Genomic DNA, 26,800 nt, shown 5'->3' on the forward strand with positions numbered 1-26,800 from the left:
GTAGAGGAGATTGGAGGTTTTTCGAGCAACGGAACAGGGATGAAAACTAGAGAAAAATCCTACGAGCCGCAGTGAAAAGTGAGCAGGAATCAGCGCCAAATTTCTCGATATACGGTCGCCCGAAACACTACCAAATGTTTTGTGAAGAACGCTGATGGGTTTTTGTCAGCTGGCGCAGCGATAAAAAATCGCTGGGTAGCTCTAGGACAACGCTTTGCACATATAAGCGCGCCGCAGATTTGTCACGTCATGAATGACGGTCAAATACGCGGCGCTGCTTGTCCTGACCCGGCCCTTGCGCAGGCACTCCCTGTACCCGTAGGTCACTCCGATCCTGAAGCAATCAGAACGTCCCGACCCCTTGGCCATGCGCGCACCCTCCTCGGGTGGGCGCAGAGGAAAGAGGTATTACTGACCTCCTTCTGTTTATCAAACCCGGTACCCGTTCGGGTCTGTCTTCAAGCAAATGCCCACGATCAGCCTCGACCACGACGGCCAAAGATGAACGAAGCAACAAACATCACCAGGAACACGACAAAGAGAATCTTGGCGATACCCGTGGCGGTGCCCGCGATACCACCGAAGCCCAGTACGGCAGCGACAATGGCAATAATCAAAAATGTAATTGCCCAGCTCAACATGGTGATTCTCCTTACGCTTCTATTTAGAGGTGCTGCTATTCCCGGCACATGAACATCGCGCCAAGCCAGTTACCTAGAACACCCAACGGTCCTGACGCAGCGCCACGGCACCAGGTGATGCCGGGTCCACACTCATCATTCGCATTGAGGCTGCGTCAGCAGGCCGACTGCCCACTGCGCTGAAATGGGTTTGGGTCAAGTGATGAGTCGGCACAATCGCTGCCTCTGGCTGCTGGCTTTGTTCCCAGCGCAAAAACTGCTGGCCGCTGATCAAGGTGATCAACAAGGCAAACACGGCAAACATCCCTTGCTGGATAGACAGTGGCGAGATACGCAATTGGGCGGCACGTTGGCGATTCATCCTGAAACTCCTCCCACACTGGTGGTTATTGGTCAGGGGGCTTCTTCTTAAAATGCCCCCGGCTTAACCAGACCATTGCAGCCTGCATGCCAGCTTCAGAGCAGAAATAAACCCAACAAAATCAGATAGATATTTTGACTGGCAAAGTGCATTCGGACGCATCCTGCACGATGCCCCGCAGAGGATCGTGCGTAATGCACGATCGATTTGCAGGAAATCGAAAATATTTGGAATGTATGAAGGGATACGGATGTCAGAAAAAGAGGCGGAAAAACGTCGGGGCCGTCACCTAAAAAATAAAAGTGATTAAAATCATATAGTTATTAGAATTCAAGACAGACAACTACCCCATTCTGACAAGAAGCGCCCAGAATCAACCATGCAACTTGCCCGATTTTTCCGAGACTAAATTAAGAGCATTCATTTAAGGAGCGTAGGAAAAATGGAATCCGCCACCGAGCATCAAGGCCGCATTTTGCTGGTAGATGATGAGTCCGCCATCCTGCGCACCTTTCGCTACTGCCTGGAAGACGAAGGCTATACCGTCGCCACCGCCAACAGCGCGGCCCAGGCCGACGCCTTGTTGCAACGACAGGTCTTCGACCTGTGCTTCCTTGACCTGCGACTGGGCGAAGACAACGGTCTCGACGTCCTGGCGCAAATGCGTGTGCAGGCGCCCTGGATGCGCGTAGTGATCGTCACCGCACACTCGGCCGTGGACACTGCCGTCGATGCGATTCAGGCAGGCGCCGCCGACTACCTGGTCAAACCTTGCAGCCCCGACCAATTGCGCCTGGCCACCGCCAAACAACTGGAAGTGCGCCAGCTCTCGGCACGCCTTGAAGCCCTCGAAGGTGAAGTCCGCAAGCCCAACGAAGGTCTGGATTCCCACAGCCCGGCGATGAAAGTCGTACTGGAAACCGCCCGCCAGGTCGCCAGCACCGATGCCAACATTCTGATACTCGGCGAATCCGGTACCGGAAAAGGCGAACTGGCCCGTGCCATTCACAGTTGGAGCAAACGCGCGAAGAAATCCTGCGTCACCATCAACTGCCCATCATTGACAACCGAGCTGATGGAAAGCGAGCTCTTCGGCCACAGCCGCGGGGCATTTACCGGTGCTAGCGAAAGTACCCTCGGCCGGGTCAATCAGGCCGACGCAGGTACATTGTTTCTTGACGAGATCGGCGATTTCCCGCTGACCTTGCAGCCCAAACTGCTGCGCTTCATTCAGGACAAGGAATACGAAAGGGTCGGTGACCCGGTGACCCGTCGCGCCGATGTGCGAATCCTCGCCGCCACCAACCTCAACCTTGAAGACATGGCCCGCGACGGTCGTTTCCGCGAAGACCTGCTCTACCGGCTGAACGTCATCACCTTGCACCTGCCGCCACTGCGCGAACGCGCCGAGGACATCCTGGCCCTGGCCGACCGCTTCCTGGCACGTTTCGTCAAGGAATACGCGCGGCCGGCTCGTGTCTTCAGCGACGAAGCACGCGAGGCGCTGCTCGGCTATCGTTGGCCAGGCAACATCCGCGAACTGCGTAACGTGGTCGAACGGGCAAGCATCATTTGCCCACAGGAGCGAGTCGAGATCAGCCATTTGGGCATGGCCGAGCAAACCACCAGCAACGCCCCGAGAATCGGTGCGGCGCTAAGTCTGGATGAATTGGAGAAAGCCCACATCGGCGCGGTACTGGCCAGCGCCGGCACACTCGATCAAGCGGCCAAGACCCTGGGTATCGACGCCTCGACGCTGTACCGCAAACGCAAACAGTACAACCTGTGAGCAGCATCTTATGAAGCTGGCGATGAAGTTGCGCACACGGTTGTTTCTGAGTATCTCGGCACTGATCACCGTGGCGCTGCTCGGCCTGGTACTCGGGCTGGTCAGCGTGATGCAGATAGCCAGTCACCAGGAAGCGCTGATCCGCGACAACTTCATCACCCTGGACCTGGAACTCAAGCTGCGCCAGACCCTGGACGATCAGTTGATCAACATGCTCAGCATAAAGCCCGACCTTGAGGCACTGGAAACCTCTGAACGGCGCTACTTCGAGCTGCTGGATCAAGGCATCGAGCACGAAAGCAGTTTCAATGGCGAACATCACGGCTTCGAGCAGGCCCGCACGGACTACCTGTCCTTTCTCAAGGCCTTCAGCCTCACGCAGGAACCGTCCGGCAAGCTCGCCGGTAATCGGGACCTCACCGAAAAGTTCAACGTGCTGCGCAACGGCCTGATCGCCGAACACAAACAGGCACTGGACAACATCAACGATACCCAGCGCAATGCCCGCGAACATGCGCTGCTGATTGCCGGTTTGCTTGGATTGGTCGGGTTGGCAGTACTGGCCATCGGCTTCATCACCGCTCACGGCATCGCCCGACGCATCGGTGAGCCTATCGAGGCGCTGGCCAAAGCCGCGGATAACATCGGCCAGGGTAACTTCGATGTCACCCTGCCGATTTCCCCGGCGGTGGAGCTGACCCAACTCACCCGGCGCTTCGGGATCATGGCCGAAGCCTTGCGTGAACATCAGGCAACCAATGTCGATGAACTGCTCGCCGGTCAGCAGCGCTTGCAAGCCGTGCTCGACAGCATCGATGACGGTTTGCTGATGATTGATCGTCAGGGCCAGCTGGAGCACCTCAATCCGGTAGCACAACGTCAGCTGGGCTGGGACGAAGGCCGCCTCGGCCAAGGCCTGGGTACCGCGCTCCAACGACCGGAGCTCGATGAACAACTGCAAACGGTACTGCGCGGCGGAACACTGGAGCGTGCACCCGAAGACCTGAGCATCGAAGTCGATGGCGAGTCGCGACTGTTGACCTACAGCCTGACGCCGGTCATTCATCCCCAGGGGCATATCCTCGGCGCCGTCATGGTGCTGCACGATGTCACCGAGCAACGAGCCTTTGAACGGGTACGCAGCGAGTTCGTACTGCGCGCCTCCCATGAGCTGCGTACGCCGGTCACCGGCATGCACATGGCCTTCGGCCTGTTCCGCGAGCGCGCACACTTTACCGAGGACTCTCGCGAAGCCGACCTGTTGAACACGGTGAATGAGGAAATGCAGCGTTTGATGCAGTTGATCAACGACCTGCTGAACTTCTCGCGTTACCAGAATGGTTTACAAAAACTCACCTTGGCGCCGTGCGACATCGATGACCTGCTGGAGCAAGCACAGGAGCGTTTCGCCGAGCGGGCTAATGAGCAAAGCATCGAGTTACTGGTAGAAGTGCACGCACCACTCCCGCGACTGCAGGCCGATCAGGCGCAACTCGACCGGGTGCTGGACAATCTGATCGACAACGCGCTGCGCCATACCAGCCACCATGGGCAGATACGCTTGCAGGCTCGCCGGCACGGCGAAAGGGTGATCGTCAGCGTCGAGGACAACGGCGAAGGCATCGCTTACGGCCAGCAGGGGCGGATTTTCGAACCCTTCGTACAGGTCGGGCGCAAGAAGGGTGGTGCCGGGCTCGGTCTGGCACTGTGCAAGGAGATTGTGCAACTGCACGGCGGCCGCATGGGTGTGTATTCCAGGCCGGGGCAAGGCACCCAGTTCTACATGGCACTGCCACTCTAGCGGGCGATCACGCTTCGTCATCCAGTCGCCGTGATGCCAACCGGCGACCTCGGGTGATCAGTTCAATGAACTGCCTCGCGGTCAAGGCATGGGCGAACAACCAGCCTTGGCCGTAATTCACCCCTTCGCTGCTCAGTAACGTGGCCTGGGCTTCATGTTCGATACCTTCGGCAATCACCTTGAGCTGCAAGGCATGCGCCATGCGAATGATATGCGGTGCCACGCCACTGCTGGCGGCGTCGTGACCCAGCGCATCAATGAAGGCCTTGTCGATTTTCAGGTAGTCCACCGGCAGGGTTTGCAGGTAAGCCAGGCTGCAATAACCGGTGCCAAAGTCGTCGATCAACACTTGATGCCCGGCATCGCGCAAGGCTTGCAGGTTCTCCCGTGCGACCACCACATCGATCAACCCGCGCTCGGTCACCTCAAACGCGATCTGCCGCGCAGCAACCTGGTGAATGGCCAGTAAATGCGCCATGACTTGGCCGATCCGCGGCACCATGACGTCGCAGGCGGCCAGGTTGACCGAAATATACAACTGCGGGTTGGCGCGAAGTAACTTACCGAGTTGTTCAAGCAATCGCTGCAACACGAAGTCAGTGATCTGACGGATCTGCCCGGAATCTTCCGCCATGGGAATAAACAGATCCGGACTGGTCAGCGTGCCGTCCGGCCGACGCCAGCGCAATAAGGCTTCGGCACCGACACAGTGACGGCTCTTGAGATCGAAGATCGGCTGATACAGGACCTGTAACTCACCACGCTTGAGGGCTCCCTGCAACTCACCACCCAATGATTGCCGCTGGCGGGCCAGCTGAAATACCAAACCGCCAATGCTCAAGCCCAGCCCCAGGCTTGCCGGCACCAGCCACCACCACAACGCGGGCAGGTGCGATGCGGTTCGCGGACTGATCAACACCAACTGATACTCGGGATTGTTGGTCGGCATGCGATAGATCAGCCGGGTTTTGGTGACCTGTAACGGTTCACTGCTGAAGTGCAACCAAGGGTCGCTGAGTGGCCAGGCTTGAGGCGCGCCGAGAACCGGGATCGCCCGAGCGCCATGATCAACTACTACCAACAGGCTGCTGTCGGGCGTGAGATCAACCATGTCGGTCAAATGCCCTCGGGAGGTGGCGACGCGGAAATTACCGCGGCCCAACATCAGCGCTGCACGGTTTTCGTCGGGCTCGGTCGAGGTGTTCAGCCAATAACTGTAGGTCGGCCCTTTGATGTCCGGTGGTCGGATTGCTGAAAGCCCATCCTGCCGCGGTCGGCTCGAACAAAATTGCGTGCTATCGATATAGGCCGCTTCATATACGAAGCGGTAGTTGAAACTGACCTGCTGCAAGGTCGCGATCATGTCTGAGTCGCAGCTACGCAAGGGTTGCGCTTCCAGGTCATCCAGGCCTTCACGCAGTTGGCCGAACAGTTGCTCCAGGCGCTCCAGAAAGCGTTCGCCCTGAGCATTCATCTGTTCGCTTTCGCGTTGCTGGACCTGCCGCAACGCCACGCCCAGGCTACCGGCCAACAGCAAAGCCGCACTCAGCGCAGCCGCTAGTATCGCCAAAGACCAAGGGCGATAGAACCAACTGCGCAGGGTCTCACCAGCGGCTGCCATCATCGAATATCCGAAGGATTACCAATGAGTTATAGCTACTGATCAGGAAATAGCCCTGACCGTCGGGCGGGCGTCATTATTTTGTCTGGTTGAGCACTTGCAGGATCGCGGCACTTTGCGCGTCTGGCGTACCGTCAAACCGTGCAGGCCGATAGTGCATCTGGAAAGCTGCCAGCACATGCCGAGTGGCCACATCCAGCTCACCGGTCTGCGGCGTTGTATAGCCCAAACGCGCGAGTTCTTCCTGAAACCAGGTGATGCTCGGCAGTTGTGCATCGAATAACGCTTGCTGACGCGCCACGGCCTGGGCATCGGGCCAGACCACCAGCCCTTCGTCGGCCAGACGCTTCCATGGAAACAACGGCCCCGGGTCAAGCTTGCGTAGCGGTGCGATATCGCTGTGGCCAATGATGTTTCGCGGGTTGATGTTGTTGCGCTTGCTGATGTCCTTGATCAGGAAAATCAAAGACTGGACCTGCGCCTCGCTGTAGGGATACCAGACGCGCCCGGCAGGCGTATCGCGAAAACCCGGGTTGACGATTTCGATGCCAATCGAGCTTGAGTTCAGCCAGGTCCGGCCATCCCACTCGCTTTCTCCGGCATGCCAGGCTCGACGGCTTTCATCCACCAGCTTGAAAATGGTGGCGTTCTTGTCGTCGCCCACCAGGTAATGGCTGCTGACCTCGCCATGGGTCAACAGCGCCAACGAACGCTCCTGCGAAGCGGTGGTGTAATGCACCACGATAAACTGCACACGATTGTCGAAATTCACCGACGGATGGTTGGTATCGATTCGCGGACCGCTGGCGCAACCCGCCAGGACAAGCACCAGCAAAAGCAGAGGAATGGATTTCATGAAAAAGGCGCTACGCTGAAGACTGTAATGCAACAGTGTAACGTACTGCCTTATTCCAGGCCGGCAAAAGCTTGGCATTAAACAAAATGGAATAAATTCCCTCAGCCAAGCTCCACTCGATTTCGGCCGGCATTTTTCGCCCGGTAAAGCGCCTGATCGGCTCTTTTCAGCACAAGATCGCTGTGTTCTCCCGCTTTGAACGCCGTCATGCCCATGGAAACCGTGATCGTCACGCGCTCACCCTTGAAGTGAAACGGGCAGGCCTCGATCGCCACGCGCAGGGTTTCTGCCAACCTGGCGCCGACCGCCAAAGGGGTATTGGGCACCAGCAAGACAAACTCCTCACCACCGAAACGGGCAATGAAGTCCGTACCACGCAGGCGCTTGCGCAGCACACTGGCGATGATCTTCAACACTTTGTCGCCGGCCAGGTGGCCATAGTTATCATTGATGCGCTTGAAATGGTCGAGATCGAGCATCGCCAGCAACAGCGAGTTGCCATGTTGTTGCCACTGGGCAATCTCATGCTCCAGACGCTCGCTCCAGGCCGCCCGGTTCGGTAGACCGGTCAGCGGATCGACCAGGGCCTTCTGGCGTTGCTCCTCCAGGTGCTCGCGATAACCCTGAGCCTCCTGCTCCATGCTCGCGACTCGCTCGGCTAAACCTTGCAGGCGTGCTGCAACTTCCTGCTCACGCTCGTCGCGCTGTTTCTGGTGCTGATCCATGGTGCCGAGCAACCCTTCGAGGTGGTTCTCCAGCACATGCTTGAGGCCCTCCAGGTCGGCAGCGTCCTGCATGCTGCTCTGCAAGCCATCGACTTGCTCACGGATCTGCGTGTCCATCTCCCGCGCAGCAGAGCGGTTGTCGGCATGCCCCTCGCTGGCGGCTTGCAGGTTGCTTTGAAAGGACTCCAATCGCTCATTGAGTTGCTTGAGATAAACCTCGAACTCATGCTGACCACTGTCAGTGATCGCCAGCATCAATACCGCGAGATCGTCGAGGATCGGCAGCAGCTCATACCAATTCAAGCCATTTTGCAGCCGATCGCGCATCGCCTCGGCTTGCGGTCGGTGACGCTCGGGCAGCGACAAATCGTCCAGCAGTCCCAGCAACGTACTCTCGATGTGCCTGGCCACCGAGCTGTAGGAAGGCTCCGGCGAGTCGGGCAATGCGTAAAGAACATCCTGCTCAGGATGTTCCGGGTCCAGAGTAGCCAAGGCCTCTGCCATCGCCGGCAGGGGAGAAAGGCTATCGATTAACGGCGAAGCTTCATCCCCCGTCCAAGGGACGTCGGACGTCAGCTCGTCGGGATTGATCGCCACCGAATCAGCAGCCATCACCGGGTCGGGTGCCGGAGATATCTGCGGTTCTTCCGGCGTATCCACATCCGGTAGGTCCTGTTCCGCTACCGGCGCTTTGGCACGCGCAACGTCGGCGACCAGCACTGGAGGAACAAAAGCCACTACCTCAGGCGATGACCTGGTTTCTTCGAGCGACTGAGTGGCCACCGGTTCCGGTTCCGGCTCTACAATCACAGCGTGCGGCACTTGCACGGTGGGTGCCGGACCCTCCTGCGCCGCGGGCGTAATAACCCGGATCGGCAACGGCGCCGAAGACTCATGCGCCGGCCCGGCTGTCGCCGCTGCAGCAGGTGCCGGCGCTTGCTCGACAGAACTCGGAGCAGGCGCTACATGCTGTAGCACTCCGGCCTCTGAAGCCTGAGCATCCGAATCTCTGCCACCAAACAAACGTTGCAGTAAACCTGGGCGGCTTGGCTCGGCAGGGTTGTCCAGCAGGCTCAGCGCCTGACCTTGCAGACCACTGAGCTCTCCGAGTAGCAGGGGAATTTCACGTGCCTGGCCGACGCGCCCGTCGAGCTTCTTGGCAAAGGTCTTGAGCGGACGGCTGATCTCGCGCGGCAACGGCAAGGCCTGGAGCTGACTGACCAGGGCGGTCAACGCGGCACTGACTTGGTCGACCCGGGTCTCGCGGCGCTGCTCGGAGTCGAGCACGGCTTTTTCCAGGCGCGGCAACAATGCTGCCAATCCTGCATCCATATCGTTGGTGCGGATGACTTCGCGCATTTCCTTCATGCACTGGTCAACCGCACGGTCGGTGCCCTCAGCGGCCAGCGTACTGCGCACCAAACCGCGACGCAGCAAGTCGAGGCGGGCATCCCAGCGACGCTCGAGCTTTTCCTGTTGTTCGATACTTTTGAGGTATTTCTCTTTCCAGCGCTGTGCTTCGTCGCTCATTCAGGGGTTCCGCGAAGGGCAGGACTCAACGCGGGCAATGCATCGACCGTGAGCGAACCCGGCAGACGAATCTCTACCGCGACGGGCAGGTGATCGGAAATCGGTTGCGCCAGCACTTCGACCCGTTCGAGGGTCAGCGTAGGACTGAGCAGAATATGGTCAAGACAGCGTTGCGGGCGCCAGCTGGGAAAGGTCGCTTCGACTTGCGGCGCAAGCAGCCCAAGGTCTCGCAGAGGAGAGGTGTGCAGCAGATCACTGGCGTGGGTGTTCATGTCGCCCATCAGTACCTGATGCTTGTAGTCGCCGATCAGCTCGCGAATGTAGGCCAACTGCATCGTCCTCACGCGCGCGCCCAGCGCGAGGTGCATCATCACGACCACCAGCGCATCCGGCCCTTCACCAAACCGCACGAGAATCGCACCACGGCCCTTGGGCCCGGGAAGCGGATGGTCTTCAATCGCCCATGGGCGCAATCGACTGAGCACGCCATTGCTGTGCTGTGCCAGGCGGCCCAGGTTGCGATTAAGTTGTTGATACCAGTAGGGGAAGGCGCCGAGCTGGGCCAGGTGTTCGACTTGATTGACGTAGCCCGACCGCAGGCTGCCGCCATCGGCCTCCTGCAAAGCGACCAGATCGTAGTCGCCCAGCAGATTGCCGATTTTCTGCAGGTTATCCGCGCGCCCGGTATGCGGCAGCAAATGCTGCCAGCTACGGGTCAGGTAATGCCGATAACGCTCGGTACTGATACCGACCTGGATGTTGAAACTGAGCAAACGCAAACGACTGTCTGCGGGCAAGCCCGAGGACTCCAGATGATGCTCGTTGACCTGCGGATCATGCAGACCAACGAGACGTTCAGTACCCCAGCGGCGCATGGCGGGCGCCGCTTACTTAGCGGCGCGCTCCTTGGCGATCAGTTGATCGGCTACGCTCAAGGTGCCTTCAGGACCACCGGCAGTGCCCAGGTCGAAGCGGTATTTGCCGTTTACGACCATGGTCGGTACGCCAGAGATCTGATAAGCCTGAGCCTTTTTCTTGGCCTCTTCAACTTTGCCTTTGACGGCGAACGAGTTGTAGGTGCTCAGGAACTTCTCCTTATCGACGCCTTCGCCGGCCAGGAAATCAGCCATTTCTTCCGGGGTAGCGAGCTTCTTGCCACCATGGATCGCTTCGAAGACGGCTTTGTGGACCTTGTGTTCCACGCCCATCGCTTCCAGGGTGATGTACAGCTGGCCGTGAACGTTCCAGATACCGCCGAACATGGCCGGAATACGCACGAAGTTCACGTCTGCAGGCAGTTTTTCAACCCAGGGATTGATGGTCGGCTCGAATGCATAGCAGTGCGGGCAGCCATACCAGAACAGTTCCACGACTTCGATCTTGCCAGGCACAGCTACCGGAACGGCGCTGCCCAATTCGACATATTGTTTACCGGCTTCAAGCGGTTCGGCAGCTTGGGCGGTCATACCAAACAGGCTGGCAGTGACGAGTGCGGCGCTGAGAATCAGATTACGCATGCTTTACTCCTGAACAAATTGGGTCGCCTCGCGCAACCTGCTTTCTGGCAGATCATGGCGGGCATTAGTGCTCTAGTGTAACGGCAGCGGCCACAAAAAAGGGCGGCCTAAGCCACCCTTTTTATGTTTGCATCGAAGGATTAATCGAGCGTTAACATTGCGCGAGATCAACACCTTGCGCAGCGCCCGCTCAACAAGCCTTAGTGCAGGCCCTGAATGTAGCTGGACACCGCTTCGATGTCCTTGTTGCTCAATTTTGCAGCAATGCTCTGCATGATTTTCGTGTCGCCGTCGTTGGTACGGTTACCCTCACGGAAATCGGTCAGCTGCTTGGCGATGTATTGAGCGTGCTGGCCACCCAGATGCGGGAAGGCAGCAGCGGCGTTGCCCGCGCCGTTAGGCGAGTGGCAACCGGTGCAAGACGGCATGCCCTGGTCCAGTTTGCCGCCACGGAACAGCTCTTCACCGTGAGCCACGACTTTAGGATCTGCTGCGCCGACGCTGCCTTTCTGGCTGGCGAAGTAGGCAGCGAGGTCGGCGAGGTCCTGATCGCTCAGGTTGGTCAGCAGGCCGGTCATCTCCAGAACGGTGCGCTTGCCCGACTTGATGTCGTGCAGTTGCTTGTTCAGGTAACGCTCACCCTGACCCGCCAGTTTTGGAAAGTTTGGCGCCATGCTATTGCCGTCCGGGCCATGACAGGCGCCACATACTGCGGCTTTCGCCTGACCAGCAGTCGCATCGCCTGCAGCATGGGCTATGCCGGAGATCCCCAGGGTCAACAGCAGACTCACGATCAATTTGTTCATCAGCTAATCCAACTACGGCTAAGGGTTAAAGAGTTATGGACCGGGATCACTCGTTCATCCACTGGATGATTGCTCGGTAATCCTCGGCACTGCAGTCCATGCACAAACCACGCGGCGGCATCGCCTTGAAACCCTGGGTCACGTGTTGCACCAGCGTCTCCATACCTTGCGCCAGTCTAGGCGCCCAAGCTTCCTTATCGCCCTTTTGAGGCGCCGTTGGGAGTTGGCCGGAATGACAGGCTCCACAAACACGGTTGTACACGGCTTCCGGATCCTGTGTAGCCTGAGCGCCGTAAAGCGGCATCAAGACACCGGCAGCTAGCAGCCATTTCGTCATAAAACGACCTTTTCAGGGTTGAGAGCGTGCTGCGTTCTAGTGCGCAATCAAGGTCAATCGCTCTCGTGAACTTCATCCTACGCTGGGACAAAGCGCACACAAAATCTGCGGCATTATATACTGGCGTCACTGAAACGGAAACGACGCTGCTCTTTGCGACCAATCTCGGCACCGCCCACATCGGAAATCCCATGCAACTCAAGAACCCCATCCTCGGCCTGTGCCAACAGTCCACCTTCATGCTCAGCGCCGCGAAAGTCGACCAATGTCCTGACGACGAAGGCTTTGAAGTGGCCTTCGCCGGGCGTTCCAACGCCGGCAAATCCAGCGCCCTGAACACGTTGACTCACGCCAGCCTGGCGCGCACCTCGAAAACGCCAGGTCGCACGCAACTCTTGAACTTCTTCAAGCTAGACGATGAACGCCGTCTGGTCGACCTGCCGGGTTACGGTTACGCGAAAGTACCGATCCCGCTGAAGCAACACTGGCAGCGTCACCTGGAAGCTTATCTGGGCAGCCGCGAGAGTCTGAAGGGCCTGATTCTGATGATGGACATCCGTCATCCAATGACCGACTTCGACCTGCTGATGCTCGACTGGGCCGTGGCCAGCGGCATGCCGATGCACATTCTGCTGACCAAGGCCGACAAACTGACCTATGGCGCAGCGAAGAACACCTTGCTCAAAGTTCAGGCGGAAATCCGTAAAGGCTGGGGCGAGACCGTGACCATCCAGCTGTTCTCGGCACCAAAACGCCTGGGCCTCGAAGATGCCTACACTGTATTGGCGAACTGGATGGAACTGGCCGACAAAGGCGCCGAGACAGAAGCCCAATAAGCTTTTGGGGATATCCGAGATACGGAAAACTGTCTGTGGGACGATCAGGCAAGGCGAAAGCGCGGCTTGAAACGGCCGGGGTCGCGCTCGACTTTAGGGACCTAAATGAGCATTTCGAGCCGTGTTTTTAACGCAGCATGACCGTTCCACAGCCAGTTTTTGGGCAAAAAAAACCCCGAATTACGTATGGGGAGAGAGTAATTCGGGGTCTAAGTTTCCGGACCGCTAGGGCGGGGTCCAGATATCTGCCAACACTTAACACAACATAGGAGCATCGAAGGGCTTCACCACCCATTCAGTTACTGTGAGTGGCGGTTCACGGATTTAGTTCCGGTTAATTTCAAAACCTATTGGGAATAACCCCAAGAATTTTCCGAACTAAGAGCCCTTCGCCAGTGACGTGCCGCGACACTACGTCGCGGCACTGCCCCCGAAAAAGCGCCGCACACCGGCTTAGTGCGCCTCATCCCAGTTGTTTCCAACACCGACTTCCACCAAAAGTGGCACATCCAGGGTCGCTGCACTGCTCATGTGTACGCGAATTTCTTCACGAACCTGGTCGACCAGGTCTTCGCGAACCTCAAGCACCAATTCATCGTGCACCTGCAGAATCACTTTGGCGTCGAGACCGGACGTCGTCAGCCAGTTATCCACCGCCACCATGGCCTTCTTGATGATATCCGCCGCAGTGCCTTGCATCGGCGCGTTGATCGCCGTGCGCTCGGCACCTTTGCGCAGGGCCGGATTTTTCGCGTTGATGTCCGGCAGGTACAGGCGACGACCGAATATGGTTTCGACGAAACCCTGCTCGGCCGCCTGAGCGCGGGTGCGCTCCATGTACTCGAGCACGCCTGGATAGCGGGCGAAATAACGGTCGATATAGGCTTGGGACTGTTTACGGTCGACGCCGATCTGCTTGGCCAGGCCAAACGCGCTCATACCGTAGATCAGGCCGAAGTTGATCGCCTTGGCGCTGCGCCGCTGATCGGTGGTGACGTCCGCCAGCTCAACCCCGAACACCTCGGCGGCGGTGGCTTTGTGCACGTCCAGGTCGTTGCGGAACGCGTGCAACAGCCCTTCGTCCTTGGCCAGGTGGGCCATGATCCGCAGTTCGATCTGCGAATAGTCCGCCGCCAACAGCTTGTAGCCTTTGGGCGCAACGAACGCCTGACGTATCCGTCGACCTTCGGCGGTACGAATCGGAATGTTCTGCAGGTTTGGATCACTGGAAGACAAGCGACCGGTCGCTGCCACCGCTTGATGGTAGGACGTGTGAATCCGCCCGGTACGCGGGTTGATCTGCTCGGGCAGACGGTCGGTGTAGGTGCTTTTCAGCTTGCTCAAGGAACGGTACTGCATCAGCACCTTGGGCAGCGGGTAATCCTGCTCGGCCAGTTCCGCCAGCACGGCTTCGGCGGTCGAAGCCTGGCCCTTGGCGGTTTTGCTGAGAATCGGCAGACCGAGTTTTTCGTAGAGGATCACGCCCAATTGCTTCGGCGAACCGAGGTTGAACTCCTCACCGGCAATGGCGAACGCCTCACGCTCCAGCGCGACCAGCTTGTCGCCCAGTTCAACGCTCTGGATGCCCAGCAGGTTGGCGTCGACCAACGCGCCCTGACGTTCAATTCGCGCCAACACCGGAACCAGCGGCATCTCGATTTCGCTGAGGACTTTGCTCAGGCTCGGAATGGCGTCGAGTTTTTCATGCAAGGTCTGATGAAGGCGTAGCGTCACGTCGGCGTCTTCGGCGGCGTATGGCCCGGCCAGCTCCAGCGAAATCTGATCGAAGGTCAGTTGCTTGACACCCTTGCCCGCGATGTCCTGGAAGCTGGTGGTGGTGTAGCCCAAATACTTGAGCGCCAGGCTGTCCATGTCGTGACGGGTGGCGGTGGAGTCCAGCACGTAGGACTCGAGCATGGTGTCGAAGGCGATGCCTTGCACCATGATGCCGCAGCTCTGATCGCCACCAATGGCGCAGTTGGCCAGGATGTTCATGTCGAACTTGGCGTGCTGGCCGACCTTGAGTTTGCTCGGGTCTTCCAGAATCGGCTTCAGCGCGCGCAGCACCGTGTCGCGATCCAGTTGATCCGGCACGCCCATGTAGGAATGGGTCAGCGGAATGTAGGCCGCTTCGTTGGCCTGCACCGCGAACGACAGCCCGACAAGTTGCGCTTGCTGCGCATCGATGCCCGTGGTTTCGGTGTCGAAGGCGAACAGCGTGGCGTTTTGCAGCTTCTTCAGCCAGACGTCGAAATCTGCCTGGGTGAGGACCGTGGTGTACTGGGGCCCATCGTCGCCGGTCACGGCTTCTTCAACCGCCGCGACCACTTCCTGGCCCGTTCGCTTGGCATCACGCTGAACTTCCTCGAACCAGCTCTTGAACTCGAGCAGGGTATAGAGCTCGGCAAGCTTTTCACGGTCCGGCTCGCGCAGGTGCAAGTCGTCCAGACCAATGTCCAGCGGCACGTCGACCTTGATGGTCGCCAGTTGATAGGAGAGGAACGCCATCTCCTTGTGCTCTTCAAGCTTGGCTGGCAGCGTTTTGGCACCACGAATCGGCAATGTCGGGACGATATCGAGTTGCGCATAGAGCTCGGTCAGGCCGCCGTTCACACCCACCAGCAGGCCAGACGCCGTCTTTGGGCCAATGCCCGGCACGCCTGGAATGTTGTCGGACGAATCGCCCATCAGCGCCAGGTAATCGATGATCTGCTCGGGAGCGACGCCGAATTTCTCCTTCACGCCAGCCACATCCATCGCGCTACCGGTCATGGTATTGACCAAGGTAATGTGCCCGTCGACCAACTGCGCCATGTCCTTGTCGCCCGTCGAGATCACCACCGGACGGTCAGCGGCTGCGCTGCTGCGGGCCAGTGTGCCGATCACGTCGTCGGCCTCAACACCATCGACGCACAGCAACGGAAAGCCCAAGGCAATCACGCTCGCATGCAACGGCTCGATCTGCACACGCATGTCATCGGGCATGCTCGGGCGATTGGCTTTGTACTCGGCGTACAGGTCATCGCGAAATGTCCCGCCCTTGGCGTCGAATACCACGGCAAACGGGCTGTCCGGGTACTGCTTGCGCAGACTCTTGAGCATGTTCAGCACGCCCTTGACCGCGCCGGTCGGCAGGCCTTTGGACGTGGTCAACGGTGGCAGCGCATGAAAGGCGCGGTACAGGTAAGAAGAACCGTCCACCAGGACGAGGGGGGCTTGGCTCATGAGCAGGATCAACCTTTTCGGCGGGTCCGGCGCTAGAATAGCGGGACCGTTGACGACAAAGGGACAAGGTTATCATGCGCTCGTTAAATCGCTTGTTACTGGCTGGCTTCTTTGCAATCACTCCCCTGGCCGTCATGGCAGCCAATGATGCACCGACGCCGGAACCGGAAGTCACCATCCACACTGAAGGCGACAAAGTCATTCAGGAGTACCGTCAGAACGGCTTCGTGTACGCGATCAAGGTCACACCGAAGGGCGGAAAACCGTACTTTCTGATACGTGCGGACGGAACGGATGCAAACTATATCCGCTCGGATCAGCCGGATATGCTGATTCCGTCGTGGGAAATTTTTACGTGGAAGTAGTTTCTTAACTTTAATCGGCGCTGGCTCAACCGCGGCGCCCGAACTGAGCAGTTTTTAACCATGTCTGTGTTCACCCCCCTGGCTCGGCCCGAGCTGGAAACCTTTCTCGCCCCTTATGGGCTCGGCCGCCTGCTTGATTTCCAGGGGATTGCCGCGGGTAGCGAAAACACCAATTTCTTCATCAGCCTGGAGCAGGGGGAGTTTGTCCTGACCCTGGTTGAGCGCGGCCCTGTGCAGGAGATGCCGTTCTTTATTGAGCTGCTCGACGTGCTGCACGACGCCAACTTGCCGGTGCCCTATGCATTGCGGACCACCGACGGCATCGCCCTGCGCGAATTGGCCGGCAAACCTGCACTGCTGCAGCCGCGGCTGGCCGGCAAGCACATCAAGGAAGCCAACGCACAGCATTGCGCGCAAGTCGGCGAATTGCTGGGGCACCTGCACCTGGCAACCAAAGATCACATGATCAAGCGCAAGACCGATCGCGGCCTCGACTGGATGCTTGAAGAAGGCACGCAACTGCTGTCGCACCTGAATGCCGCGCAAAGCAATCTGCTGCAACGTGCCTTGAATGAAATCACCGAGCAAAAAACCAAAATTCTGGCGCTACCCCGGGCCAACATCCACGCCGACCTGTTCCGCGACAACGCGATGTTCGAAGGCACGCACTTGACCGGGCTGATCGACTTCTACAACGCCTGCTCAGGCCCGATGCTCTACGACGTGGCGATTGCCCTGAATGACTGGTGCTCGGACGAAGATGGCGTGCTTGACGGTGCGCGGGCGAGGGCATTGCTCGGCGCTTATGCCGCGCTGCGTCCGTTCACTGCCGCCGAGGCCGAGTTGTGGCCGACCATGCTGCGGGTGGCCTGCGTGCGGTTCTGGCTGTCGCGCTTGATCGCCGCCGAATCCTTTGCCGGGCAGGACGTGCTGATTCACGATCCGATGGAGTTCCAGCAGCGCCTGGCCCAGCGTCAGCACGTCAGCACGCCGTTGCCGTTTGCCCTTTAAGAGCATCGCGAGCAAGCTCGCTCCCACATGGACAGCGAAAATCCTGTGGGAGCGAGCTTGCTCGCGATCGAGGCGACGCATATCACCCGGGTTACAACGACTCCAGACACCCCGCCAAATCGTTCCCCAACTTTTCCAGCACCTGCTCATAGCCGCGAGCCGTCGCTGGCGTGTAGCCGCCCAACGCATCCAGCTCCGCCAGCTTCACCGGCAAACCGGCCACCAGCGTCTCGGCCAGGCGTGGGCGCAACGGCGGTTCGCTGAACACGCAGGTCTTGCCGACTTCCTGCAAGCGCGAGCGCATCGCCGCAACGTGTTGGGCGCCTGGCTGCACTTCTGCGGCCACGCTGAACACGCCGGTGTGCTTGAGGCCGTAGGCATCTTCGAAGTAATCGAACGCTTCATGGAACACGAAGTAAGGCTTGCCCGCGATACCGGCCAAACGTGCTTTCAAACGCAGATCCAGCGCGTCCAGGCGCTCATCGAACGCCTTGAGGTTGCTCTGATAGCGCGGCGCATTGGCCGGATCGGCAGCACTCAAGTCGGTGGCGATTTTTGCCGCGATCACTCGCGCGTTGACCGGTGACAGCCAGAGGTGAGCATCGAGACTGCCAGGGCGGTGATCGTGATCGTGCTCATCGGCTTCTTCCGCATGGGAGTGGCTGTCTTCGGCGAAGCGCCGCAGCTTCAAACCCGGCAGCTCCTGCACGGCAACCGACGGCAGGCTACGACCTTTGAGCACGCGCGGAAGGAAACCTTCCATGTCCGGGCCGATCCAGTAGAGCAGCTCCACTGACTGCACCTTCCGTACGTCGGATGGACGCAAGGCATAGTTATGCGGCGACGCACCCGGCGGCAGCAATACCTCGGGAACCCCGACGCCATCCTGCACCGCAGCAGCAATCAGCTGCAGCGGCTTGATGCTGGTCAGTACGTTCACTTCGGCATGAGCGGCGCTGATCGCAAAAAAACCGGCAGTAAATGTGACAAAAATGGCAAAAAGTCTGGGCACGATGACCACTCAAGTAGGCGAGAACGGGTAACATAATAACGTCTCTCACAAAACTCGTCGCCGCTCATGCCTAAAACACCGCTAGCCAGCCGTCCCCACGACCACTCTCACTGCGTGCACAGCGCATTGTCCGAGGCCGATGTCATTTGCGCACGTCAGGGCTTGCGCCTGACCGCGCTGCGGCGGCGGGTGCTGGAACTGGTCTGGCAAAGCCACAAGCCGCTTGGCGCCTACGACATTCTGGCAGTACTCAGCGAGCAGGATGGCCGCCGCGCCGCGCCGCCGACGGTGTATCGCGCGCTGGATTTCCTGCTGGATAACGGCCTGGTCCACCGCATTTCCTCGCTCAACGCCTTCGTTGGCTGCAATCATCCAGGGCACGCCCACCAGGGCCAGTTCCTGATTTGCCGCGAATGCCACGCGGCCATCGAACTCGAGCAAAAAGCCATCAGCGACACCATCATCCACAGCGCCGGCGAAGTCGGGTTCGTGGTCGAAGGCCAGACTGTCGAAGTAGTCGGCCTCTGCTCGGGTTGCCAGGGGGCTTGATGAGCACTGCGTTAATCCGCCTCAATCAGGTCGCGGTGACCTTCGCCGGGCAAAGCGTGCTGGACAACATCGAACTGAGCGTCGAGCCGAGGCAGATCGTCACCCTGATCGGCCCCAACGGTGCCGGCAAGACCACGCTGGTCCGCGCCGTACTTGGCCTGCTCAAGCCCGACAGCGGCAGCGTCTGGCGCAAGCCGAAACTGCGGGTCGGCTACATGCCGCAGAAACTGCACGTTGACCCGACCTTGCCGCTCTCGGTACTGCGCTTCTTGCGCCTGGTGCCGGGCGTGGATCGTGCGCGCGCCTTGGCAGCGCTCAAGGAAGTCGGTGCCGAACAGGTGATCGACAGCCCGGTGCAGAGCGTTTCCGGCGGCGAAATGCAGCGCGTACTGCTGGCCCGCGCCCTGTTGCGCGAGCCCGAATTGCTGGTACTCGACGAGCCGGTGCAAGGCGTCGACGTAGCCGGGCAGGCCGAGCTCTATAGCCTGATCACCCGCCTGCGCGACCGCCACGGTTGCGGGGTGTTAATGGTTTCCCACGACCTGCACCTGGTGATGAGCACGACCGACCAGGTGGTCTGCCTCAATCGCCACGTCTGCTGCTCCGGGCATCCCGAGCAGGTCAGCGGCGACCCGGCGTTCGTCGAGCTGTTCGGCAAGAACGCGCAGAGCCTGGCGGTCTATCACCACCATCACGACCACGCCCACGACTTGCATGGCTCGGTCGTCAAAGCGGCACCGGTCGCTCACACCCACGTTCATGGAGATGGCTGCAAGCATGGCTGATTTTCTGTTGTACGCCCTGCTCGCAGGCCTGGCCCTGGCCGCCGTCGCAGGTCCGCTGGGATCGTTCGTGGTCTGGCGGCGCATGGCCTATTTCGGCGACACCCTGTCCCATGCAGCGCTGCTCGGCGTGGCGTTGGGTTTTCTGCTGGATGTCAGCCCGACCATCGCGGTGACCGTCGGCTGCCTGTTGCTGGCCGTGCTGCTGGTGACCTTGCAACAGCGCCAGCCGCTGGCCTCCGACACCTTGTTGGGGATTCTTGCGCCGAGCACGCTCTCTCTCGGCCTGGTGGTACTAAGCTTCATGCATGAAGTGCGGATCGACCTGATGGCCTATCTGTTCGGCGACTTGTTGGCGATCAGCCCGACCGATCTGGCGTGGATCCTCGGCGGCAGTGCGGCGGTGATGCTGCTGTTGGTGGCGCTGTGGCGGCCGTTGCTGGCGATAACCGTGCACGAAGAGTTGGCCACGGTTGAAGGCCTGCCGGTAGCAGCATTGCGCATGACCTTGATGCTGCTGATTGCGGTGGTGATCGCGGTGGCGATGAAAATCGTCGGCGTGCTGCTGATTACTTCCTTGCTGATCATCCCGGCGGCTGCGGCACAACGTCACGCACGCTCTCCAGAGCAGATGGCCTTGGGCGCGAGTTTGCTCGGTATACTCGCGGTCTGCGGTGGCCTGGCGCTGTCGTGGTTCAAGGACACGCCGGCCGGTCCATCGATTGTGGTGGCTGCTGCCGCGCTGTTTCTGCTGAGTTTTGTCCTGCCCCGTCGAGGGGTGTAGACTTGCTCGTTTTTTGCGCAATCAGAGAGTCGCAGGAATGAAGCCGTTCGCCTCCCGTTATCTGCTCCTTGTTGCATTTTCGCTGCTACTTGGCGCCTGCCAAAGCACGCCGCCAGCCCCTGAAGTCCCGGACGCACGGGCTACGGCGATCACGCAGCTGCAGCAAAGCCTGGCCAGCAGTGAACTGGCTACCGCCGAAGATCAATTGGCCGCGTTGCAGGCCGAATCACCCAACGACCCGTCGCTGGAACCATATCAACGGCAACTCGCCGAAGCCTATTTGCAACGCAGCCAGATCGTTCTGCAAAAAGGCGACGTGAATGCCGCCGCCACGGCCCTGAGCCGAGCCCGTGCGTTGATGCCCAAAGCCCCGGCGCTGACCGGTGGCGTCAACAACGCCATCAGCCACGCGCGCAAGGCCGAACTGGACCAGGCAGAGGCCGCCCTCAAGGCCGCCGAAGCCAAGCGTGTCGCCAAGATCATCGACCCAACAGCTGAGAGCACCACCGTTGCGCTGAACATCGCCGATAGCAAGCAATTGCGTCGACAACTCGATGCGATTGCCAGCGATGTGGTGAGTTATGAGTGCGACGTCAGCATTCAGGCGCCGCGCACCGAAGATTACCCGTGGCTGGCCACGCTGCTGACCAAACGGGTGAAGAAGCTGGATGCCGACTTCGACCTGAAGATCGAGCGACAGATTCTGCGCAATGTCCCGGCACAGATGGTTCTGACGCCACGTAAACCTTAAAAGAGAAGATCGCAGCCTGTGGCAACTCCTACGGACCGATGTAGGAGCTGCCGCAGGCTGCGATCTTTTGTGCTTCTTGGCTTATCGCGTTATTTCCAAATGGCTGGATGAATGCGAAATAAATGCTAAGAACCTCTATACGGACACGCTAAAATGCCCGCCCGGCTAACCGCTGATCCTTTTCTAACGCGCCCCACAAGGTTCGCTACGTGATCGAGTTTCAAAACGTCCATAAAACTTACCGCGTTGCCGGTAAGGATATTCCCGCGCTGCACCCCACCAATCTGTCGATTGAGAACGGTCAGGTGTTTGGCCTGATCGGTCACTCCGGCGCGGGAAAAAGTACCCTGTTGCGCCTGATCAACCGCCTGGAAAACTCCAGCGGCGGCAAGATCATCGTCGATGGCGAAGAAGTCACCGCGCTGGACGCCAATGCGCTGCGTCGCTTCCGTCAGCAAGTCGGGATGATCTTCCAGCACTTCAACCTGCTGGCCTCCAAGACGGTTGCCGACAACGTCGCGCTGCCATTGACCCTGGCCGGTGAACTGTCGCGCAGCGAGATCGACCTGCGAGTGGCTGAGTTGCTGGCGCGTGTCGGCCTGGCCGACCACGCAAAGAAGTACCCGGCGCAGTTGTCCGGTGGCCAGAAACAGCGCGTCGGCATTGCCCGCGCCCTGGCGACCAAGCCAAAAATCCTGCTGTGTGACGAAGCCACCAGCGCCCTCGACCCGCAAACCACCGCGTCGGTCCTGCAACTGTTGGCCGAGATCAACCGTGAGCTGAACCTGACCATCGTGCTGATCACCCATGAAATGGACGTAATTCGCCGGGTCTGCGACCAGGTCGCGGTGATGGATGCCGGCGTGATCGTCGAGCAAGGTCCGGTGGCCGACGTGTTCCTGCACCCCAAGCACCCGACCACCAAGCGTTTCGTGCAGGAAGACGAGCAAATCGACGAAAGCGAACAGCGCGACGACTTCGCTCATGTGCCGGGCCGCATCGTGCGCCTGACCTTCCAGGGCGACGCCACCTACGCGCCGTTGCTGGGCACCGTCGCCCGCGAAACGGGTGTGGACTACAGCATCCTCGCCGGTCGTATCGACCGCATCAAAGACGTCCCCTACGGGCAACTGACCCTGGCGGTCACCGGTGGCGACATGGAAGCGGCCTTCGCCCGCTTCACCGCAGCCGACGTCCACATGGAGGTGCTGCGCTAATGGAAGTCCTGATGAGTTTCTTCTCCAATATCGACTGGTTCGAAATCTGGCAGGCCACCGGCGACACCTTGCTGATGCTTGGCGGTTCGCTGTTGTTCACCGTACTGCTCGGCCTGCCGCTGGGCGTGTTGCTGTTCCTCTGCAGCCCGCGCCAGTTGCTCGAAGCCAAAGGTGTTTACGCGCTGCTGTCGCTGATCGTGAATATCCTGCGTTCGCTGCCGTTCATCATTCTGCTGATCGTGATGATCCCGTTCACTGTGTTGATCACCGGCACTTCGCTGGGTGTCGGCGGTGCGATTCCACCGCTGGTAGTCGGCGCCACGCCGTTCTTCGCCCGACTGGTGGAAACCGCCCTGCGTGAAGTCGATCGCGGCATCATCGAAGCGACCCAGGCGATGGGCGCGACGACCCGTCAGATCATCGTCAACGCGCTGCTGCCGGAAGCCCGCCCGGGCATTTTCGCAGCGATCACGGTGACCGCGATTACGCTGGTGTCCTACACGGCGATGGCCGGTGTGGTCGGTGCCGGTGGTTTGGGTGACCTGGCGATTCGCTTCGGTTACCAACGCTTCCAGACTGACGTAATGGTGGTGACCGTGGTGTTGCTGCTGGTGCTGGTCCAGGTTCTGCAAACCGTCGGCGATAAGCTGGTGGTGCACTTTTCCCGAAAATAAATGCAATCGCCGGCCACGGCTGGCAGGCGCTCGAAAGGGCGCCTCACAAGGAGTTTGCTGGATGAAAAAACTACTCGTCGCGTTCGCTGCCGTTGCAGCGTTCTCCGCTCAGGCCGCTGAAACCCTGACCGTCGCTGCTACTCCGGTTCCGCACGCGGAAATCCTCGAGTTCGTGAAGCCGGCACTGGCCAAAGAAGGCGTCGACCTCAAGGTCAAGGTATTCACCGACTACGTGCAGCCGAACGTACAGGTTGCCGAGAAACGCCTGGACGCCAACTTCTTCCAGCACCAGCCGTACCTCGATGAGTTCAACAAAGCCAAGGGCACAAACCTGGTGAGCGTTGCGGGTGTGCACCTGGAACCGCTGGGCGCGTACTCCAACAAGTACAAGACCCTTGCCGAACTGCCAGGCGGCGCCAACGTAGTGATCCCGAACGACGCCACCAACGGCGGCCGTGCGCTGTTGCTGCTGGAGAAGGCCGGCCTGATCAAGTTGAAGGATTCGAAAAACATCCTGTCGACTGTCAAGGACATCACCGAGAACACCAAAGACCTGAAATTCCGCGAACTGGAAGCCGCGACCATCCCGCGCGTGCTGACCCAGGTCGACCTGGCGCTGATCAACACCAACTACGCGCTGGAAGCCAAGCTCGATCCGTCCAAGGACGCGCTGTTCATCGAAGGCAAGGACTCGCCTTACGTGAACATCCTGGTCGCCCGCGCGGACGACAAGGACAGCGACGCGATGAAGAAACTGGTTGCTGCACTGCACAGCCCGGAAGTGAAGGCGTTCATTCTGGAGAAGTACAAAGGCGCGGTACTGCCGGCGTTCTGATCTGCTGATGCAAAAAAACGGGGACGCATTCACTGCGTCCCCGTTTTTTTATGCCTGAAACACTGACCTTGTGGGAGCGAGCTTGCTCGCGATGGGGCCATCACTGCCAACATCGATCTTGAATGTCAGTCCGCTATCGCGAGCAAGCTCGCTCCCACATTAGTTTTGGGGGTGTTTACTGACGCTTGAGCATCACCGGCAACTGAGCCACCAGTTTCGTGTTGTTCAACGGTGCACGAATGAACCCGCGCTGTGTGCCGTCCGGCCCGATCACCGCCAGGTTGCCGCTGTGGTCGACGGTGTAGTTGGGTTTGCTGGTGTCCGCCGGAATGAACGGAATGCTCACCGCATTGGCGACTTTTTGCAGGTCATCGACCGAAGCCGGCGTCAGGCCGACAAACTGCGGATCGAAGTAGCCCAGGTATTGCTTGAGCTGCTTGGGGGTGTCGCGGTTCGGGTCGACGCTGACCAGAATGATCTGCAACTTGTCGACCGCGTCCGCTGGCAGCTCGCTCTTGATCTGCCGCAGTTGCGCCAGGGTGGTCGGGCAGATGTCCGGGCAGAAGGTGTAACCAAAGAACAGCAGGCTCCACTTGCCTTTCAAGGCGTTGACCGTCACCGGTTGACCGTCCTGATTGGTCATCTGCACATCCGGCAGGTTGCGGCTTTGCGGCAACAGGATGATCCCGGCGTCGATCAGCGCAGTCGGATCGCCCTGGCCTTTGCCAGACAGTACTTTGTTGACGGTAAGCCCCAGGACCAGCGCGATCAGGGCAACAAGAATGAAGACGGTTTTCTGGGTTCGGGTCATAGGTTCAACAATAAGTAGTGGTCTACGAGCAGGGCGATAAACAGCAGGAACAAGTAGTAAATAGAGTACTTGAAGGTGCTGATCGCCGCGTGCGGCTGAGTGCCACGGTACAGCACCACGGCCCATTGCAGAAACCTTGCGCCCAGTCCCAGGGCGCAAACCAGGTACAGCAAGCCGCTCATGTGAATGACATAAGGCATCAAGCTCACAGCCAGCAGGGCGAAGGTGTAAAGCAGGATGTGGATCTTGGTGTAATGCTCGCCGTGAGTCACCGGCAGCATGGGAATATCGGCCTTGGCGTACTCCTCCTTGCGATGAATCGCCAGCGCCCAGAAGTGTGGCGGGGTCCAGGCAAAGATAATCAGCACCAGCAGCAGCGGTTCGGCGCTGACATGCCCGGTGGCGGCGACCCAACCCAACAGTGGCGGTGCGGCGCCGGCCAGTCCGCCGATAACGATGTTCTGCGGCGTTGCCCGCTTGAGAAAACCGGTGTAGACCACTGCATAGCCCAGTAACGAGGCGAGGGTCAGCCACGCCGTCAGCGGGTTGGTAAAGGCCAGTAACAAGGCTTGCCCGGCCACCGCCAGCAACAGCGCGAAGGTCAGTGCGGCGGTCGGTGAAACCCGGCCTTCGGCCAGTGGCCGCTTGTGCGTGCGCGCCATCACCGCGTCAATCCGCCGGTCCACCACATGGTTGACCGCCGCCGCGCCGCCCGCGCACAGACCAATCCCCAGATTGCCAAACACCAGCACCGTCCACGGAACCCCGGCACGCGTGGCGAGGAACATACCAACCAGCGAAGTGATCAGCATCAACACCACGACTTTCGGCTTGGTCAGCTCCAGATAGTCACGCCAGATCGCTTGGCGTTGACGTTCGCCGATCAGAGTCGCCATGGCATTTCTCCTTTTATTGTTATGGGCCCGGCGGTGTGCTTACGCGGGCTGAAACGCCAACGCCCGGACGTCTGCTGCCTGACTCGAACCAGGCTGGTTCGTGCGTGATAGTTGACCAGCACCATCGTCAGCAACAGCGCCGCGCCGCCTGCGTTATGGGCAACGGCCACCGGCAACGGCAGGTGAAACAGCACATTGCTGATGCCCAGGGTGATCTGCACCGCCAACGCCCCCAGTACCAACCCGGCGAGTCGGGTCATGCCGACGACTTTGAGCTGCCAGGCCAGCCCCAGCAGCACCAGCGTGACCAGCAAAGCGCCAATGCGGTGAGTCAGGTGAATCGCCGTGCGCGCATCGCTGTCGAGCTGCCCGCCGAGGTAATTGGGGCCGATGTGTTGGGTCAGGTGAAAGCCATTGGCGAAATCAGCCGGTGGCAACCATTGGCCGTGACAAGTGGGGAAGTCGATACAGGCCACCGCCGCGTAGTTGGCACTGACCCAGCCGCCGAGAGCGATCTGTCCGATCACCAGCAGCAATCCGGCCGTCGCCCAGTACTGCAGACGTCGCGGCACGATCAGCGCCGGCAATACGCCGGACAAGCGCAAAGTCAGCAGAAACAGCAGGCTCAAGGTCGCAAAGCCACCCAGCAAATGTCCCGTCACCACCTGCGGCCAGAGCTTGAGGGTGACCGTCCACATGCCAAAGGCCGCTTGGGCAAACACCACCGCGAGCAAGAACAACGGCAGCTTCAGAGGTTGGTCCAGATGATGACGATGGGTCCAGGCACGTGCCGCCAGCAACACAATCAGCAATCCGAGGGTGCCGGCGAAATAGCGGTGAATCATCTCGTTCCAGCCCTTGTGGGCAACCACCGGTGTGTCCGGAAAATGCAACTCGGCATGGGCCAGTTGGGCTTCACTCTTGGGCACGCTGATAAACCCATAGCAACCCGGCCAGTCCGGGCAACCAAGGCCGGCGTGGGTCAGCCGGGTATAGGCGCCCAGCAAGACGACAATCAGTGCCAGCAAGGTGGCAAACAGCGCGAGGCGAAATCCAGGTTTGGCCATG

The 26,800-nt window shown here is 59.6% G+C and carries 26 protein-coding genes; 12 read left to right on the plus strand and 14 right to left on the minus strand.

Translation table 11 applies throughout. The annotated features are described in order from the left end of the window. Window positions 1-476: 476 nt before the first annotated feature. On the minus strand, window positions 477-641 hold the full coding sequence (locus AC1DIG_RS09720) for a DUF1328 domain-containing protein (protein ID WP_019694493.1): 165 nt from the start codon (window positions 639-641) through the stop codon (window positions 477-479). 73 nt (window positions 642-714) lie between these two features. Further along, on the minus strand, window positions 715-1,002 hold the full coding sequence (locus AC1DIG_RS09725; protein ID WP_477767133.1) for a hypothetical protein: 288 nt from the start codon (window positions 1,000-1,002) through the stop codon (window positions 715-717). A 442-nt stretch (window positions 1,003-1,444) separates the two neighbouring features. Here AC1DIG_RS09725 and algB point away from each other — a divergent pair, with 442 nt between their 5' ends. Continuing rightward, the gene (gene algB / locus AC1DIG_RS09730; protein WP_477767134.1) at window positions 1,445-2,791 is read left to right on the plus strand and encodes a sigma-54-dependent response regulator transcription factor AlgB; all 1,347 of its coding nucleotides are present in this window, start codon (window positions 1,445-1,447) and stop codon (window positions 2,789-2,791) included. A 10-nt stretch (window positions 2,792-2,801) separates the two neighbouring features. After that, window positions 2,802-4,592 carry an ATP-binding protein gene (locus tag AC1DIG_RS09735; RefSeq protein ID WP_477767135.1) on the plus strand — a complete coding sequence of 597 codons (1,791 nt, stop codon included), beginning with the start codon at window positions 2,802-2,804 and terminating at the stop codon, window positions 4,590-4,592. A gap of 7 nt (window positions 4,593-4,599) precedes the next feature. Here the strand turns inward: AC1DIG_RS09735 and AC1DIG_RS09740 are convergent, their stop codons facing one another. From AC1DIG_RS09740 to AC1DIG_RS09770, 7 genes are all read right to left on the minus strand, one after another. Further along, window positions 4,600-6,216 (minus strand): EAL domain-containing protein, encoded by a 1,617-nt coding sequence (locus AC1DIG_RS09740; RefSeq protein ID WP_477767136.1) that lies wholly within the window; start codon window positions 6,214-6,216, stop codon window positions 4,600-4,602. 73 nt (window positions 6,217-6,289) lie between these two features. Then, a complete protein-coding gene (locus tag AC1DIG_RS09745) occupies window positions 6,290-7,069 on the minus strand; it encodes an N-acetylmuramoyl-L-alanine amidase (RefSeq protein ID WP_477767137.1) in 780 nt (259 codons plus the stop codon). A 101-nt stretch (window positions 7,070-7,170) separates the two neighbouring features. Further along, the gene (locus AC1DIG_RS09750) at window positions 7,171-9,324 is read right to left on the minus strand and encodes a diguanylate cyclase (protein WP_477767138.1); all 2,154 of its coding nucleotides are present in this window, start codon (window positions 9,322-9,324) and stop codon (window positions 7,171-7,173) included. Continuing rightward, window positions 9,321-10,199 (minus strand): endonuclease/exonuclease/phosphatase family protein, encoded by an 879-nt coding sequence (locus AC1DIG_RS09755; protein WP_477767139.1) that lies wholly within the window; start codon window positions 10,197-10,199, stop codon window positions 9,321-9,323. The genes AC1DIG_RS09750 and AC1DIG_RS09755 overlap by 4 nt, the downstream gene beginning before the upstream one ends. 12 nt (window positions 10,200-10,211) lie before the next feature. Further along, window positions 10,212-10,841 (minus strand): thiol:disulfide interchange protein DsbA/DsbL, encoded by a 630-nt coding sequence (locus AC1DIG_RS09760; RefSeq protein WP_477767140.1) that lies wholly within the window; start codon window positions 10,839-10,841, stop codon window positions 10,212-10,214. Window positions 10,842-11,041: 200 nt separating this feature from the next. Then, window positions 11,042-11,647, minus strand: a complete 606-nt coding sequence (locus AC1DIG_RS09765) for a c-type cytochrome (RefSeq protein WP_019694484.1) — start codon at window positions 11,645-11,647, stop codon at window positions 11,042-11,044. A 46-nt stretch (window positions 11,648-11,693) separates the two neighbouring features. Then, a complete protein-coding gene (locus tag AC1DIG_RS09770; protein WP_477767141.1) occupies window positions 11,694-11,984 on the minus strand; it encodes a c-type cytochrome in 291 nt (96 codons plus the stop codon). A gap of 191 nt (window positions 11,985-12,175) precedes the next feature. Between AC1DIG_RS09770 and yihA the strand changes: the two genes are divergently transcribed. After that, entirely contained in the window at window positions 12,176-12,820 is a 645-nt protein-coding gene (gene yihA, locus AC1DIG_RS09775; protein WP_145017773.1) for a ribosome biogenesis GTP-binding protein YihA/YsxC, read from the plus strand. Between the two features lie 453 nt (window positions 12,821-13,273). Here yihA and polA read toward each other — a convergent pair whose 3' ends face one another. After that, window positions 13,274-16,045: a DNA polymerase I gene (gene polA / locus AC1DIG_RS09780; RefSeq protein WP_477767142.1), complete on the minus strand. Its 2,772-nt coding sequence runs from the start codon at window positions 16,043-16,045 to the stop codon at window positions 13,274-13,276. A 74-nt stretch (window positions 16,046-16,119) separates the two neighbouring features. On the opposite strand from polA, the gene AC1DIG_RS09785 reads away from it, so the two are divergent. Both AC1DIG_RS09785 and AC1DIG_RS09790 read left to right on the plus strand, forming a co-directional pair. After that, entirely contained in the window at window positions 16,120-16,410 is a 291-nt protein-coding gene (locus AC1DIG_RS09785) for a DUF2782 domain-containing protein (protein WP_477767143.1), read from the plus strand. 60 nt (window positions 16,411-16,470) lie between these two features. Then, window positions 16,471-17,421 (plus strand): homoserine kinase, encoded by a 951-nt coding sequence (locus AC1DIG_RS09790; protein WP_477767144.1) that lies wholly within the window; start codon window positions 16,471-16,473, stop codon window positions 17,419-17,421. Between the two features lie 91 nt (window positions 17,422-17,512). Here AC1DIG_RS09790 and AC1DIG_RS09795 read toward each other — a convergent pair whose 3' ends face one another. Beyond that, window positions 17,513-18,442 carry a zinc ABC transporter substrate-binding protein gene (locus AC1DIG_RS09795; RefSeq protein ID WP_477767145.1) on the minus strand — a complete coding sequence of 310 codons (930 nt, stop codon included), beginning with the start codon at window positions 18,440-18,442 and terminating at the stop codon, window positions 17,513-17,515. A 57-nt stretch (window positions 18,443-18,499) separates the two neighbouring features. Here AC1DIG_RS09795 and AC1DIG_RS09800 point away from each other — a divergent pair, with 57 nt between their 5' ends. The 7 genes from AC1DIG_RS09800 (at window position 18,500) to AC1DIG_RS09830 (ending at window position 24,025) form a co-directional block, all read left to right on the plus strand. After that, window positions 18,500-18,982, plus strand: a complete 483-nt coding sequence (locus AC1DIG_RS09800) for a Fur family transcriptional regulator (RefSeq protein ID WP_477767146.1) — start codon at window positions 18,500-18,502, stop codon at window positions 18,980-18,982. Then, a complete protein-coding gene (znuC, locus tag AC1DIG_RS09805) occupies window positions 18,982-19,767 on the plus strand; it encodes a zinc ABC transporter ATP-binding protein ZnuC (protein WP_477767147.1) in 786 nt (261 codons plus the stop codon). Before AC1DIG_RS09800 ends, znuC begins: the two co-directional genes overlap by 1 nt. Beyond that, the gene (gene znuB, locus AC1DIG_RS09810; RefSeq protein ID WP_054594941.1) at window positions 19,760-20,548 is read left to right on the plus strand and encodes a zinc ABC transporter permease subunit ZnuB; all 789 of its coding nucleotides are present in this window, start codon (window positions 19,760-19,762) and stop codon (window positions 20,546-20,548) included. The genes znuC and znuB overlap by 8 nt, the downstream gene beginning before the upstream one ends. Window positions 20,549-20,585: 37 nt before the next feature. Continuing rightward, complete coding sequence (locus AC1DIG_RS09815) at window positions 20,586-21,299, plus strand: PA5502 family lipoprotein (RefSeq protein ID WP_477767148.1); 714 nt, start codon at window positions 20,586-20,588, stop codon at window positions 21,297-21,299. A gap of 209 nt (window positions 21,300-21,508) precedes the next feature. After that, window positions 21,509-22,516, plus strand: coding sequence for a methionine ABC transporter ATP-binding protein (locus AC1DIG_RS09820; protein WP_427542109.1), 1,008 nt, complete (start codon window positions 21,509-21,511; stop codon window positions 22,514-22,516). Beyond that, the gene (locus AC1DIG_RS09825; RefSeq protein WP_477767149.1) at window positions 22,516-23,190 is read left to right on the plus strand and encodes a methionine ABC transporter permease; all 675 of its coding nucleotides are present in this window, start codon (window positions 22,516-22,518) and stop codon (window positions 23,188-23,190) included. The genes AC1DIG_RS09820 and AC1DIG_RS09825 overlap by 1 nt, the downstream gene beginning before the upstream one ends. 61 nt (window positions 23,191-23,251) lie before the next feature. Continuing rightward, entirely contained in the window at window positions 23,252-24,025 is a 774-nt protein-coding gene (locus AC1DIG_RS09830; protein WP_477767150.1) for a MetQ/NlpA family ABC transporter substrate-binding protein, read from the plus strand. A 175-nt stretch (window positions 24,026-24,200) separates the two neighbouring features. Here the strand turns inward: AC1DIG_RS09830 and AC1DIG_RS09835 are convergent, their stop codons facing one another. Genes AC1DIG_RS09835 through AC1DIG_RS09845 form a run of 3 tightly spaced genes read right to left on the minus strand, consistent with a single transcriptional unit; the run spans window position 24,201 to window position 26,799 of the window. Continuing rightward, the gene (locus AC1DIG_RS09835; RefSeq protein WP_427531128.1) at window positions 24,201-24,836 is read right to left on the minus strand and encodes an SCO family protein; all 636 of its coding nucleotides are present in this window, start codon (window positions 24,834-24,836) and stop codon (window positions 24,201-24,203) included. After that, complete coding sequence (gene cyoE / locus AC1DIG_RS09840) at window positions 24,833-25,732, minus strand: heme o synthase (protein ID WP_477767151.1); 900 nt, start codon at window positions 25,730-25,732, stop codon at window positions 24,833-24,835. Before cyoE ends, AC1DIG_RS09835 begins: the two co-directional genes overlap by 4 nt. After that, a complete protein-coding gene (locus AC1DIG_RS09845; protein ID WP_477767152.1) occupies window positions 25,720-26,799 on the minus strand; it encodes a COX15/CtaA family protein in 1,080 nt (359 codons plus the stop codon). The genes cyoE and AC1DIG_RS09845 overlap by 13 nt, the downstream gene beginning before the upstream one ends. Window position 26,800 lies beyond the last annotated feature (1 nt).

The sequence above is a fragment of the Pseudomonas sp. 05N431 genome (assembly GCF_056397005.1).

Excerpts from the sequence above, each read along its gene's own strand:
- AC1DIG_RS09720 (WP_019694493.1), bottom strand. The coding sequence starts at position 641 with ATGTTGAGCTGGGCAATTACATTTTTGATTATTGCCATTGTCGCTGCC.
- AC1DIG_RS09735 (WP_477767135.1), top strand. The coding sequence starts at position 2,802 with ATGAAGCTGGCGATGAAGTTGCGCACACGGTTGTTTCTGAGTATCTCG.
- AC1DIG_RS09760 (WP_477767140.1), bottom strand. The coding sequence starts at position 10,841 with ATGCGTAATCTGATTCTCAGCGCCGCACTCGTCACTGCCAGCCTGTTT.
- AC1DIG_RS09750 (WP_477767138.1), bottom strand. The coding sequence starts at position 9,324 with ATGAGCGACGAAGCACAGCGCTGGAAAGAGAAATACCTCAAAAGTATC.
- AC1DIG_RS09825 (WP_477767149.1), top strand. The coding sequence starts at position 22,516 with ATGGAAGTCCTGATGAGTTTCTTCTCCAATATCGACTGGTTCGAAATC.
- AC1DIG_RS09740 (WP_477767136.1), bottom strand. The coding sequence starts at position 6,216 with ATGATGGCAGCCGCTGGTGAGACCCTGCGCAGTTGGTTCTATCGCCCT.
- AC1DIG_RS09755 (WP_477767139.1), bottom strand. The coding sequence starts at position 10,199 with ATGCGCCGCTGGGGTACTGAACGTCTCGTTGGTCTGCATGATCCGCAG.
- AC1DIG_RS09835 (WP_427531128.1), bottom strand. The coding sequence starts at position 24,836 with ATGACCCGAACCCAGAAAACCGTCTTCATTCTTGTTGCCCTGATCGCG.
- AC1DIG_RS09770 (WP_477767141.1), bottom strand. The coding sequence starts at position 11,984 with ATGACGAAATGGCTGCTAGCTGCCGGTGTCTTGATGCCGCTTTACGGC.
- AC1DIG_RS09815 (WP_477767148.1), top strand. The coding sequence starts at position 20,586 with ATGAAGCCGTTCGCCTCCCGTTATCTGCTCCTTGTTGCATTTTCGCTG.
- cyoE (WP_477767151.1), bottom strand. The coding sequence starts at position 25,732 with ATGGCGACTCTGATCGGCGAACGTCAACGCCAAGCGATCTGGCGTGAC.
- AC1DIG_RS09745 (WP_477767137.1), bottom strand. The coding sequence starts at position 7,069 with ATGAAATCCATTCCTCTGCTTTTGCTGGTGCTTGTCCTGGCGGGTTGC.
- polA (WP_477767142.1), bottom strand. The coding sequence starts at position 16,045 with ATGAGCCAAGCCCCCCTCGTCCTGGTGGACGGTTCTTCTTACCTGTAC.
- AC1DIG_RS09725 (WP_477767133.1), bottom strand. The coding sequence starts at position 1,002 with ATGAATCGCCAACGTGCCGCCCAATTGCGTATCTCGCCACTGTCTATC.
- znuB (WP_054594941.1), top strand. The coding sequence starts at position 19,760 with ATGGCTGATTTTCTGTTGTACGCCCTGCTCGCAGGCCTGGCCCTGGCC.
- algB (WP_477767134.1), top strand. The coding sequence starts at position 1,445 with ATGGAATCCGCCACCGAGCATCAAGGCCGCATTTTGCTGGTAGATGAT.
- yihA (WP_145017773.1), top strand. The coding sequence starts at position 12,176 with ATGCAACTCAAGAACCCCATCCTCGGCCTGTGCCAACAGTCCACCTTC.
- AC1DIG_RS09830 (WP_477767150.1), top strand. The coding sequence starts at position 23,252 with ATGAAAAAACTACTCGTCGCGTTCGCTGCCGTTGCAGCGTTCTCCGCT.
- AC1DIG_RS09845 (WP_477767152.1), bottom strand. The coding sequence starts at position 26,799 with ATGGCCAAACCTGGATTTCGCCTCGCGCTGTTTGCCACCTTGCTGGCA.
- AC1DIG_RS09790 (WP_477767144.1), top strand. The coding sequence starts at position 16,471 with ATGTCTGTGTTCACCCCCCTGGCTCGGCCCGAGCTGGAAACCTTTCTC.
- znuC (WP_477767147.1), top strand. The coding sequence starts at position 18,982 with ATGAGCACTGCGTTAATCCGCCTCAATCAGGTCGCGGTGACCTTCGCC.
- AC1DIG_RS09765 (WP_019694484.1), bottom strand. The coding sequence starts at position 11,647 with ATGAACAAATTGATCGTGAGTCTGCTGTTGACCCTGGGGATCTCCGGC.
- AC1DIG_RS09785 (WP_477767143.1), top strand. The coding sequence starts at position 16,120 with ATGCGCTCGTTAAATCGCTTGTTACTGGCTGGCTTCTTTGCAATCACT.
- AC1DIG_RS09800 (WP_477767146.1), top strand. The coding sequence starts at position 18,500 with ATGCCTAAAACACCGCTAGCCAGCCGTCCCCACGACCACTCTCACTGC.